This is a genomic window from Neglectibacter timonensis (genome assembly GCF_900048895.1).
GTDB classification, from domain to species: domain Bacteria; phylum Bacillota; class Clostridia; order Oscillospirales; family Acutalibacteraceae; genus Acutalibacter; species Acutalibacter timonensis.
Genome location: NZ_LT160640.1, coordinates 1,176,670 through 1,189,337, shown reverse-complemented (window position 1 = coordinate 1,189,337; position 12,668 = coordinate 1,176,670). Strand labels below are relative to the sequence as shown.

Below are 12,668 nucleotides of genomic sequence, written 5' to 3'. Positions count from 1 at the left end.
GAGACAGCCTGCTGTGATACTGAGACAGAGTACCAATAGAATCCGGAAAAAGGAGAGGAGAATTGCAATGGCAGTTCAGGAGAGAGTGCAGGAGCCCAGGGTACAGGAGGCGCATGGCGTGACGGAACGGGTGCGCCGCCTGCGGGAGGAGAGCCTGAATACCCAGCCGCGCATCTATATGGAGCGCGCCCTGCTGGAAACAGAGGCATATGAGCAGTACGAGGGGACGGTGTCGGTGCCGGAACTGCGCGCATTGACGCTGCGCCACTATTTCTCGAAAAAAAGCATTTCTATCCACAAAGGAGAGCTGATTGTAGGGGAGAAGGGAGACGGCCCCCAGTCGGCCCCCACCTTCCCTGAGCTTTGCTGCCATACGGTTGAGGATATGAAGGTGATGGACCAGCGGGAGCTTATCCGTTTTGCCGTAACGGAGGAGGATTTGCGCCTTCAGCAGGAGCGAGTCATCCCCTTCTGGGAGAAGCGTTCCATCCGGCACAGGATTCTCAGCAGTATGAGCGAGGAATGGAAGGCCGCCTACGAATGCGGCATTTTTACAGAATTCATGGAGCAGCGCGGCCCCGGCCATACGGTGGGTTCGGATAAAATCTACCAAAAGGGCTTTGCGGACTATCAGGAGGACATCCGCAGGGCCATGAAGGACCTGGATTTTCTGCGGGATCCGGAAGCGCTCCGGAAAAAGGAAGAGCTTTCCGCCATGATGATTGCCTGTGATGCCATTATGATTCTGGGAAAGCGGTATGGTGAGCTGGCAAGACGCATGGCTGCGGAAGAGACGGACCCCCAGTGGAGGGCGGACCTGTTCACCATTGCCGAAAACTGCGCGGTGGTACCTGCCCAAAAGCCGCAGACCTTCCATCAGGCGCTGCAGATGTATTGGTTTGTCCATCTGGCGGTTACCAGCGAGCTCAACCCCTGGGATTCCTACAGCCCGGGCCGCCTGGACCAGCATGTGTGCCCCTTCTACCGGAAGGATGTAGCAGCCGGCAGGCTCAGCCGTCCCCAGGCGCTGGAGCTGCTGGAATGCCTGTGGGTGAAATTCAACAACCAGCCCGCGCCACCCAAAGTGGGGATCACCCTGAAGGAGAGCGGTACCTATACGGATTTTGCCAACATCAACACCGGCGGTATCGCGCCTGACGGCACGGACGGCGTCAATGAGGTCAGTTACCTGATTCTCGACTGTATGGATGATATGAAACTGCTTCAGCCCAGCTCCAACGTGCAGATCAGTCGGAAAACCCCCCAGAAATTCCTGCTGCGCGCCTGTGAGATCAGCCGGAAGGGATGGGGACAGCCCGCTTTTTACAACACGGAGGCTATTGTACAGGAGCTGCTGGCCGCCGGGAAATCCATTGAGGATGCCCGCCGCGGCGGTACGAGCGGCTGTGTGGAGACAGGCGCCTTCGGAAACGAGGCTTACATACTCACAGGCTATTTCAACCTCCCCAAGATTCTGGAGCTGACCCTATTCAACGGGTATGACCATGTGGCGGGCAGGCAACTTGGGCTTCCCCTGGGGAAGGCGGAAGATTTTCACTCCTATGAGGAATTGCTGGAGGCCTATCACAGGCAGATCGATTACTTCCTGGACATCAAGGTACAGGGCAGCAACCTGATCGAGAGCATCTATGCCAGCTATATGCCGGCGCCCTTCCTTTCGGTCATCACCAATGACTGTATCCGGAAGGGGAAGGACTACAATGCGGGAGGGGCACGGTACAACACCAGCTATATCCAGGGTGTGGGTATCGGTACCGTGACGGACAGTCTGGCGGCAATCCGCCGGCAGGTATATCAGGAAAAGAACGTTACAATGGGAGAACTGCTTCAGGCCCTGCAGGAGGATTTTGAAAACGATCCCCGGATTTTGAACCTGGTGCAGAATTTCAGCCCCAAATACGGCAATGACGACGATTTTGCGGACAGCATCATGCAGGAAGTTTTCAGCTATTACCAGAAGGCCGTCACCGGACGGCCCAACCAGAGGGGCGGGACCTACCGGGTGAACATGCTGCCCACCACCTGCCATGTGTATTTCGGCGAGGTGATGCTGGCAAGCGCCAACGGACGGCGGGCCCACAAGCCGGTGAGCGAGGGTATTTCCCCTGACAAGGGGGCGGATACCCACGGCCCCACGGCGGTGCTGCGTTCCTGCGCCAAGATGGACCACATCCGCACGGGAGGCACGCTGCTGAACCAGAAATTTACCCCCTCTGTGGTGGCAGGGGAGGACGGCCTCAAACAGATGGCCAACCTGATCCGCACCTATTTCAATATGGACGGCCACCACATCCAGTTCAATGTGATCGACCGCCAGACGCTTCTGGACGCCCAGGCGCATCCGGAGGAATATAAGGACCTGATTGTGCGCGTGGCGGGCTACAGCGACCATTTCCGGAACCTGAGCAGAGCGCTGCAGGATGAGATCATCGCCCGTACAGAACAGAGCTTCTCCTGATAAGGGAGCACACGAAAGAGAGGAAGAACGCCATGAAATTGGGTTTTATCGGCTGTGGGAACATGGCCAAGGCCATGATCGGGGGAATTATCAAAAGTGGAGCCTGCCCCCGGGAGGATATTATTGCATCAGACGCCTTTGCGCCGGCACGCAGCGCTGCCGCGGAAACGCTGGGGATTGTTGTGACAGAGGACAACTGCGAGGTGGCGGCACAGGCGGATGTGCTTGTGCTGGCGGTGAAGCCGCAGTTCTACGAAGAGGTGATCGCAGGCTTGCGCGGCAGCCTGCGGCAGGACCAGCTGATTATCACCATCGCACCCGGGAAGACGCTTTCCTGGCTGGCGGAACAGCTGGGAGAGGAGACAGCCGTAATTCGCACCATGCCCAATACCCCGGCTATGGTGGGTGAGGGAATCACCGCGGCTTGTCCCAATGCCAGGGTGTCGGAGGAGCAGCTTGCCCTGGGTCTGAAGCTGTTGGAAAGCTTTGGAAAGGCGGAGGTGGTACCGGAGCGTCTGATTGATGCGGTGGTGGCGGTAAGCGGGAGCTCGCCTGCCTATATCTTCATGCTGATTGAAGCGATGGGAGATGCCGCTGTTGCAGAGGGAATGCCCCGGGCCCAGGCCTACACCTTTGCTGCTCAAGCGGTTATGGGCAGCGCAAAGATGGTCCTTGAGACAGGAAAGCACCCCGGGGAGCTGAAAGATATGGTCTGTTCGCCTGCAGGCACTACCATTGAGGCAGTGCAGGCATTGGAGGAATCCGGCTTCCGGAGCAGCGTGATGTCGGCCATGCGCATCTGCGCGGAGAAATCCCGGTCGATGGGGAAAGCGTAACACGGGCCGGGAAACGCGGCTTTGGAGAGTGGCGGCAGGAAAGTTGCCGCCGCCAGCACTTAAAAAACTGATGAATTGCCGTCGCCTTGGGAGACCCCTCTCCTTCGGCGGCGGCATTTTTTTGACGCTGGACCTTCACCCCTTCCCGGGCCCCGGGCGGGGAAGGGGAACTCTGCTGGATAAAAATAATATTCATTCTTATGAATAATCTGGAGCGTTGGTGTTCTCTCTGAAGGGGCGGAAAACCTGAATCCGCTTTGAGACGCTGTTCGAACGAATGTATGGACAACTTCACATTTTCTTCTTAAAATCGTAATTAAGCAGAAAAAATAAGGAAAAATCACCTCCAAATCATCCAAAAATCAAAAAAAACCGAACAATTATATTGACAACTTCACTTAAAGGTCTTATAATTTAGTAAAATTAAAAAACAGACAAGTTTTATTTACTGTTATGAAATCACGTCTGCAGAATTCACTGCGGAGCGATTTTTGGCAAAGAAGAGGTACCTCTTCTTTTGTTCCGTTCTTCTTAGAAAAGAACGGAACAAAGTTTTCTGACTGCCCTTTGAAGCCTGACGGCTTTAAGGACGCCCGGGGTTGCGGCCCAAAAAGCGGGGCAAATGACAGCAATTAAATACATAGGAAAGGGGAATGCGTCGTGCAGATCAGTTCGCCGCTCCAAAAGGGTAAATTTCGCCGGAGATTCAAGAAAGAGAGGGAACTTTGGTTTTGGAGCTCTCTCAGCATTGTCTGGTGGGTCTTTTTCTTTTTAATTCCGCTGTACGGAATTGTCTACGCCTTTTTCGACTATGTTCCCGGCCGGGAGCTCACTTGGGACCGTTTTGTGGGGCTGAAAAATTTCGCCTCCTTCTTTCAGGGCAAGGATGCCTGGACGATTATCCGGAACACCCTGGTTATCGGCGGCCTGAACATCACAGTGGGCTTTGCGGCGCCGATTGCGCTGGCGCTTCTGTTCGACGAGCTGAAGGGCACGAAGCTCAAAAGGGTGACACAGACGGTCTCCTACCTGCCCTATTTTGTATCCTGGGTTGTGGTGGCCAGTATCCTCACCACCTGCCTGAGCAGTGAAGGCGTTGTCAACCAGGTGCTGGTGTCTGCGGGGATCTTGGAAAAACCGGTGCTGTTCCTCTCGGAAGGCAAGTTTTTCTGGGGGATCATCACGATAGCCAACATATGGAAGAATATTGGCTGGAACACGATTCTCTATATGTCTGCCATCGCGGGCATCGACCAGGAACTCTACGAAGCCGGCGCTGTGGACGGCCTGGGCCGCTGGGGCATGGTCAAGCACATCACGCTGCCCAGCATCCTGCCCACTATTGTGCTGCTGTTCATCCTGGGCATCGGCGGCATTCTGAATATCGGCTATGAACAGAACCTGCTCATCGGCCAGCCCACTACCCGGGAATACTGGGATATCATCGATACCTATGTCTACCGGTACGGCATCCAGATGGGCCGTCATTCCTTTGCCATTGCAGTTGGCCTTATGAAATCGATCATCGGCCTGATCCTGGTTTTCACCACGAACTTCATCGCCAAGAAAACCATGGACATGTCCATATTCTGAGGGGGGAAAACGACGTGAATACAAGAACCAGGCTTGCCAAAAATACGGTCAGCAGCCGGATTTTTGACGTGTGCAACGTGCTCTTTATGCTGATCTTGCTCTTTGTCATGGTATACCCCTTCTGGAACCAGCTGGTTATTTCCTTGAACGACGGCATCGACGCCCAGCGGGGCGGCCTCTATTTCTGGCCCAGGGTCTTTACACTGAGCAACTACGATTACATACTGAAGTCAAAGGGCCTTTTGAGCGCGCTGGGGTGGTCCGTGCTCCGCGTGGTGGTGGGCACTGTGACGCATCTGGTGTGCAGCGGTTTTGTCGCCTACATCACCACGGTTAAATTTTTCTCGTTCCACCGGGTGCTGCGCACCATGTTTATGATCACCATGTACATTTCCGGCGGCATGATCCCGGTCTACCTGTGGTTTCAGAAAATCGGCCTGCTGGAAAGCTTTACCGTCTACTGGCTGCCCGGGCTGATCGGCGCTTATGAGCTGATGCTGATCGCTTCCTACATCGAGGGTCTGCCCGAGGCGGTTACCGAATCGGCCCGCATCGACGGCGCCAGAGAGGTGACCATCTTCTTCCGAGTGGTGGCGCCTCTGTGTATTCCCGTATTTGCCGCCCTGGCGGTGATGGTGGCGGTGGGGCACTGGAACTCCTGGTTCGACGTGATGATCTACAACGCCTCCGGTAAATACGACACGCTGCAGATGCTGCTGCGGGACATCCTCATTGAATCCAACAAGATCAAGGAGCTGATGCAGGACGCCACGGTGGGGGCGGACGCCGTGAAGAGCCAGGCGTCCCGAATTTCCACCCAATCCATGCGGGCTGCCACTACCATGATCGTCACCATTCCCATTGTCTGCGTATATCCCTTCTTCCAGAAATATTTTGTCAAGGGAATCTCCATCGGCGCGGTAAAGGGCTGACCACTTTTTCTCAAGGCTTTTATATGTGTACCATATACCAGCGATGCTCTTTGTTCCGGGCCTCGGCCCGGACGATTACTGAAACAAACAGAAAGGATGAATCATTGTGAGCAAGATGAAACGAATTTTGTCGGCGGCCATGGCGGCGGCTTTGGCGCTCTCGGCGGCAGCCTGCACCAATTCCGGAAGCTCTTCCGCGAGCGGGACGCAGGGCGGGGATTCCAGCGGGACCTCTTCAACGGTTTCCTCCGGCGTGGAACTGACCGGGGAGATCAACAAGTACGGCTGGGACGTTCCCAAGGAGACCCTGAAGTTCTCCTATTTCTACGCGGATGACGACACCCTGGGCCAGGAGGAAGAGAACGAGCGTATGGCGCAGGTGGCCTCCGTGCTGAAAGACGAGTTCAATGTGGAGATCGAGCGCATAGTTTACAAGCAGGACCCCACAGAGCGTCTGAACCTGATGCTGGCGGGCGACGAGTATCCCGACGTAATCTCCGGCATGCCGGATGCGATGGCGGAGACCTTCATCGACCAGGGACGCGCCCAGGAGCTGACCCCTTATCTGGAGCAGTACGGCCAGAATATCATCGACGGCTTCGGCGATTACCTGAACCTGCTGAAGGACGACGAGGGAAAGCTCTACAAGCTGGCCCACTCCTGGGGACATACCACCGACGTGATGGGCAGGGATTTTGCCATCCGTTACGATATGCTGCAGGAAGCCGGGCTTCCCATGTACGACAGCTTTGAAAGCTATTACCAGACGGTGAAAAAGCTGGTGGAGCTCAACCCCACCAACGAGGCGGGTGAGAAAACTTACGGCATCACCGCTTTCAGTGAGAAGGGTGAGGAATTCTACAAGACGCCCCTTGCCTACCTGGGCCTGTACGGCGTCAGCGGCGGCACCAACACCAGCGGCGGCAGCATCACCCATTATTATAAGGAAAACGACGATGGCACCATCACCTATTGGGTGGATACCGAAGAGGGCCTGAAGGTGGCCAAATATATCAACCAGTTCTGGCGGGACGGCCTGATCGATCCCGACTTCCAGACCAAGGACTACGACTCCGCGCTGGCCTTCATGTCCAACGAGCGCGTGGTGGGCAACATCGGCACCTGGTGGCACAGCTACGTGGGCGGCCATCAGATTTGGCAGACCACCGAGGATGACTGGACCATTGACAAGCGCATGCAGTGCGTCACCTTTGAAGAGAGCGACGCCACCCCGGCGCTGATCTCCGACAACTTCATCCGCACCACCCGCTGCATCATCACCGACAAATGTCAGAACCCTGAGGGCGTCATGCTCTACTGGAACTGGGAGGAGACCCCCAAGGGCGTGGCCTTTACCACCATGGGTCCCGAGGGAGAGGATCGTCCCTGGAGCATCGACGAGGATGACAACTGCAAGATGAACGACTGGTACTGGTACGGCAAGGAAGGCGACACCTCCTTTATGTGGGGCAACTGGGAAGAGGATATGGGCAACTTCAACTACTGGATGATGGCGCCCGGCTACACCCCTGAGAACCGCAAGGACAATCCCGGCGAAGGTTGGGCGTCCCCTGTGGTGCAGGTCAATGCCTGGGACTTGATCCCCAATTATGAGGAGATGGATGAATCCAAGCTGGAGGCCGGACAGATTGTCAACAAGCTGAATGCGGAGACCTCCAAGGCGTACCTCTGGGATCAGACTCTGTGGACCATTTCCTTCCCCGCGGATTCTCCGGAAAAGATCATCAATCAGGATGTGGCGGATCATCTCGCCAGCGCCTGGGTAAAAGTGATCACCGCGAATACGGAGGAAGAGTGCGTACAGCTCTTCGAGCAGATGGGCAAGGATCTCCATGCCATTGGCCTGGATGATCTGGTAGCTTATCAGCAGGAGTCTCTGAATAAGAACAAGGCAAAGTTTGAGGGCACAGCCGCAGCCGAGTAATCGGGCGGCCCGCTGCCGAAATTTGATAGGTTCGGCGCCGATTTGATCAGGGGCCCGCGCCACCGGTTTCCCCGTGTGGCGCGGGCCCCTGTTTTTGCCGGCTCGACCCTGTCCGTATTGGAAGAGAGGGCAGGAACTCTGCCCGCAGAAAAAGGGAGGATAAGTTTATGGAACAAAAGACATACCAGCTTTGCAGCCGTGCCTTTCGGATCAAGGCAAAAAACGGCCTGCTGCAGTCCCTGCTCCCAGGGCCGTCTGCGCCGGGGGAAGCGGGCACCCAATACATATTGCCTGGGGAAGCTTTCGGCAGGTTCCAGCTGGGCTGGGTGCAGGACGGGGAACCGGGCGGCTTCAGCCTTACCCCGGAAACTGTTCCGCAGGAGGAACGCTATGTCAGGGAGCCCCTCTCAGTAAAGTATGAGGCCGCATGGACGGCGGAGGCCGCCGCGCTCAAGATGAAGGCGGTCTATACCTTGCAGGAGGACGCCCTGCTCTACGAGCTGCTTGTGGAAAACTGCGGCGTCCGCCCGCTGCTTCTCACAGACGCGGGATTTTCGTTTCCCTGTAATTCGGATTTCCACTGGGGAGAGAATGCGGGAGGCAAGGTGATAGGGCATCATTTTGTGTCGGGCCACGGTTCTCACCTGCTGTTTGAACGCTGTGACGGAAAGGGGCCGCTTTTGGCGGTGCTGCCCCAAGACGGTACGCAGCTGGAATATTTTCAGGAAACACCCGCCTACGCGGTAAGCGACGGCGGCGACAGAAAGAAGGAGACTGCCTTTACCGCCTATGCCCATTCCACAGGCGTGCGGCGGGAGGCAGAGGCCAAAGGTCACACGCCCCGGCTTCCCGGCACGGAAAAACAGCTGAATCCGGGGGAGGGGGAGCGGTTCTGCTTTCGCTGGGAGTTCACGGACAGCCGGCAGGATGCCCGCCGCCTGCTGGCCCGCCGGGGCCTGGTGGACGTGGAGGTGCTGCCCGGACTGACGGTCCCCCAGGGACAGGAGATTTCCCTGGCGCTTACCAGCTGTTGGGAGGATCTGCGGCTCTGTCCGGCAGAAGGGATGCAGTTGCTCTCCGAGGAGCAGCGGGGGGAAAGGCGTATTGTGCGGCTGCGGCTGACAAGGCTTGGGGAAATTCCGCTGACGGTCCGCTTTGCGGGGGACAGGTATATGACCGTCACCTTTTTTGCCACCCTCCAGCCAGAGGAGCTGTTGGAAAAGCGGGCCGCGTTCCTGGCAAAATGTCAGCACCGGGATCCGGAAAAATGGTATTACGGGCTTATTTCGGAGTGGAACAATGAGACCGGCGTGCTGCTGGGCCCGGACAATTACGACCGCATCGGCGGCTGGCGGATCTACGAGGTTTCCTGCGACGATCCGGGGCTGGGCAAGCCTGCTTTCCTGGCTGCAAAGCTTGCGGAACGGCCGGAAAAGGAGCAGGTAAAGGCGCTGGACCTCTATGTGGAGCACTTCGTCTGGGGCGGCCTGCAGCGCACGGAGAAGGAGGAATACCCCTTCGCCCTCTACGGGATTCCAGACTGGAAGCAGAACCGGGAGAGCGAAGACCCGGACCTGAAGGGAAAGCTGCACATCTGGCGGATCTACGACTATCCCCACATCGTGCTTCTGTATTACAGCCTGTACCGCATTGCCAGGGATTACCCGGATATGCCCCTCTCTCAAGAAGCCGGAGTCTATCTGTACCGGGCGGCGCGCACGGCTGACGCCATGTTTACCATTCCTCTGGAGCTGGACGGCTGGTCCGCCTATCGTACGGGGCTCTACAATGAGCTGGTGATCGAGGACGTGCTTCGGGCCCTGAAGGAAGAAGGAATGGAGGAGGAGCTGCGCCGGCTTTGGCGGCATTGGGTCCGCAAGGTGCGGTATTTCGCCCTGGAATGCACCGACGTGTTCGGATCGGAGTATCCCTTCGACACCACGGGTTTTGAATCCACAGAGGCTCTGGCCCGCCGGGCCATGGAGCTGGCCGAGGAGGAGGAACGGGAGGCCTATTTCGACCCGCCGCTCAGCCTCAGCAAGGCTCAGGATTTTCTGGAGACCCAGATGCGCTGCAATTTGGCCTGTCGTGGGGAGCTGGAGCCTGCCTATTACTGGTACGGCAGTGATTACCGGGGCTCCAACACCCGATACACCCTGAGTTATATGTCCCAGATGGGGGGCTGGGCCATTTTGGACTATGCCCTCCGGTTCGCCCCGGATCCCTATTCTCTGCTGCGGCTGGGCTACGGGTCCCTGCTCAGCTCCTGGTCCCTGCTCAACGCGGGCCGGAAGGAGACAGGCTACGGCTATTGGTTCCCGGGGAAGGAGCACGACGGCGCGGCGTCCGGCGGGTACGAGCCCCAGCCCTTCGGCAGCACCTGGCTGGATCAGCCTCACCACGGCGGGCCCTGGTACTATTCCTGTGAAATCGACCTGGGCTTCTGCGGCTACCTGCGGGGGGCCGCGACGATCCTGGCGCGGGATCCCCTGTTCGGGACGGTCTGCTACGGAGGGACGCTCAGCAGAGGGGAGGGGATTTCCGTCCTCCCGCAGGACGGCGTAAACAGGCGATTCCACTATGTGGGGCCGGAGGGCAGGCTGCACCTGCTGCTGGCCTCCGGAAGGCTGACGGAGGTACTCTGCGACCCGGAGAGGAAAGAGCTGGCCTGCACAGTGGACCTGAGGGGCCTGAAGGGGGAGAGCGCCGGGCTGTCGGTGGAGGCAGCGGGGCTTTCCGGCTGGTCTCTCTCCTGCGGGGGGCAGTCAGCCTTGGAAGAGAGAGGGAAGGCGGAGCTGCGGCTTCCCTGCGGAGAAGCGCACAGTGTGGTGCTGCGTTTTCCGGTTGTGTAAATTTGGATGATACGGAGAGGACAATGTGAAAATGAAAACGGTGGAAATTGATATCAAACAGATCAAAGTGGACGACGGCTTCTGGAACAAGAGAATCCGGAACGCGGTGGAAAATGTGGTGCCTTACCAGTGGCGGGTGCTCAACGACCGGGAGCCGGGCGCGGCTCCCAGCCACGCGGTGAAGAATTTTAAAATTGCAGCCGGCATGGAGGAGGGCGAGTTTTACGGCTACCAGTTCCAGGACAGCGACGTAGCCAAGTGGATTGAAGCTGCCTCCTACAGTCTGATCTATGAGGACAGCCCTGAAATCCGGGCCGCCCTGGACGAGGTGATCGGCATTCTGGAAAAGGCCCAGGAGGCCGACGGCTATCTGGACACCCATTATATGCTGAAAAAGCCGGACAAAAAGTGGCAGGAGATCGCCCATGGCCATGAGCTCTACTGTGCAGGACATATGCTGGAGGCCGCAGTGGCGTACCATGCCGTCACTGGAGACGGCAGGCTCCTCAAGGTGATGGAGAAGAATGTGGAGCTGATCCGCTCTGTATTCGGTACGGAGGAGGGAAAGCTCAACTCCTATCCAGGCCATGAGGAGATCGAGCTGGCGCTGATGAAGGCCTACCGGGCTACGGGCGACAGGAAATATTATGAGCTGGCCGATTACTTTGTGGAAAATCGCGGTTCCCGCCCGGGATTCCTGGAAGAGGAACGGTTCCTGGAGCTCAGTGGGAAGGAAAAATGGCTAGGGGCGGATTACCACCAGGCGCATGCGAAAATCCGGGACCAGAAGGCGGCGGAGGGCCATGCGGTGCGGGCTATGTACTTCTACACCGGAGCTGCCGACGTGGCTCTGGAGAAGGGGGATCCCACCCTCCGGCAGGCGCTGGAGGCCCTTTGGACCAATGTGACGGGAAGGCGGATGTACCTCACGGGAGGCGTGGGTTCTCAGGGGGACGGGGAGCGTTTCACCCTGGATTACGATCTGCCCAACGACACCTGCTATACGGAGACCTGCGCCGCCATCGGCCTTGCCATGTGGGCGCTGCGCATGCTGAAGCTGAATCCGGATTCCAGCTATGCAGATGTGATGGAGCGCGCCCTTTACAACAATGTGCTCAGCGGCATCTCGGAGGACGGAGAGCATTATTTCTACGTGAACCCCCTGATGCTCAAGCCGGACGTGGCCCGCTACCGCAGGGATCATGAGTCTGTGGAGCCGGAGCGGGTGAAGTGGTTCGGCTGCGCCTGCTGCCCGCCCAATGTGATCCGTACCCTCTGCGGTCTGGGCGGTTACGTCTATACCCAGCGGGAGGATGCGGTTTATCAGCATCTGTATTTGGGCAACAGTGCGAGCTTGCGCACGTCGAAGGGGGAAGCCTCGCTGTGCTGCGTCTCCGAGATGCCCTGGGAGGGCAGGGCGGAGATCACCTATCAGGGGCCTGCGGGTGTCAGCCTGTTCCTGCGCATTCCCGCCTATGCGGAAAATTTCTGCATCCGCAGGAACGGGGAAAAGGCGGAGTTCTCTGTGGAAAAGGGGTATGCCCATCTCACCCCGGCGGAGGGCGACTGTTTCCAGGTGAGCTTTGACATGCCCGCCCAGTACGTGCAGGCAAACCCCAGGGTGACCGAGGACTGCGGACGTGCGGCGGTCTGCCGGGGACCGCTGGTCTACTGCGCAGAAGAGGCGGACAACGGAACGCTCTTAAACGACTTTATTGCGGACCTCTCCCAACAGCCCAGGGCTGAACGGGAGGATTCCTTCGGCGGCATCGTGGCGCTGACGGCGGAGGGCAGCCGTTCCGACTACGGCGAATGGCCGGAAGACACTCTGTACCGCCCTGCGGGCAGCGCCAGAAAACAGGCTTCCCTGCGTCTGATTCCCTATTTCCTGTGGAACAACCGTGGGGTTGGAGAGATGCTGGTGTGGATGAACGCACGGTAAGGGAGGCTCCCTCTGGCTCTTCGCACGCAGGCTGAGCAGGAAGCACAGCGCCGGACTGCGGCAAAGCACAGCCGGCGCAGGAAAGGAAA

Annotated in this window: 7 protein-coding genes; all 7 read left to right on the top strand. The window is 58.0% G+C overall.

The window, feature by feature from the left end; all coding sequences use genetic code 11:
- Positions 1-67: 67 nt before the first annotated feature.
- Positions 68-2,479 carry a trans-4-hydroxy-L-proline dehydratase gene (gene hypD / locus BN3911_RS14590; protein WP_066866895.1) on the top strand — a complete coding sequence of 804 codons (2,412 nt, stop codon included), beginning with the start codon at positions 68-70 and terminating at the stop codon, positions 2,477-2,479.
- A gap of 32 nt (positions 2,480-2,511) precedes the next feature.
- The gene (gene proC / locus BN3911_RS14585) at positions 2,512-3,315 is read left to right on the top strand and encodes a pyrroline-5-carboxylate reductase (RefSeq protein WP_066866893.1); all 804 of its coding nucleotides are present in this window, start codon (positions 2,512-2,514) and stop codon (positions 3,313-3,315) included.
- Between the two features lie 660 nt (positions 3,316-3,975).
- Complete coding sequence (locus tag BN3911_RS14580; RefSeq protein ID WP_066866891.1) at positions 3,976-4,908, top strand: ABC transporter permease; 933 nt, start codon at positions 3,976-3,978, stop codon at positions 4,906-4,908.
- Between the two features lie 14 nt (positions 4,909-4,922).
- Positions 4,923-5,840, top strand: a complete 918-nt coding sequence (locus BN3911_RS14575; RefSeq protein WP_066866889.1) for a carbohydrate ABC transporter permease — start codon at positions 4,923-4,925, stop codon at positions 5,838-5,840.
- Between the two features lie 106 nt (positions 5,841-5,946).
- The gene (locus BN3911_RS14570) at positions 5,947-7,785 is read left to right on the top strand and encodes a type 2 periplasmic-binding domain-containing protein (protein WP_066866888.1); all 1,839 of its coding nucleotides are present in this window, start codon (positions 5,947-5,949) and stop codon (positions 7,783-7,785) included.
- 167 nt (positions 7,786-7,952) lie between these two features.
- Complete coding sequence (locus BN3911_RS14565; RefSeq protein WP_066866886.1) at positions 7,953-10,637, top strand: DUF5695 domain-containing protein; 2,685 nt, start codon at positions 7,953-7,955, stop codon at positions 10,635-10,637.
- Between the two features lie 31 nt (positions 10,638-10,668).
- Positions 10,669-12,579 carry a glycoside hydrolase family 127 protein gene (locus tag BN3911_RS14560; RefSeq protein WP_066866884.1) on the top strand — a complete coding sequence of 637 codons (1,911 nt, stop codon included), beginning with the start codon at positions 10,669-10,671 and terminating at the stop codon, positions 12,577-12,579.
- Positions 12,580-12,668 lie beyond the last annotated feature (89 nt).

Excerpts from the sequence above, each read along its gene's own strand:
- hypD (WP_066866895.1), top strand. The coding sequence starts at position 68 with ATGGCAGTTCAGGAGAGAGTGCAGGAGCCCAGGGTACAGGAGGCGCAT.
- proC (WP_066866893.1), top strand. The coding sequence starts at position 2,512 with ATGAAATTGGGTTTTATCGGCTGTGGGAACATGGCCAAGGCCATGATC.
- BN3911_RS14565 (WP_066866886.1), top strand. The coding sequence starts at position 7,953 with ATGGAACAAAAGACATACCAGCTTTGCAGCCGTGCCTTTCGGATCAAG.
- BN3911_RS14560 (WP_066866884.1), top strand. The coding sequence starts at position 10,669 with ATGAAAACGGTGGAAATTGATATCAAACAGATCAAAGTGGACGACGGC.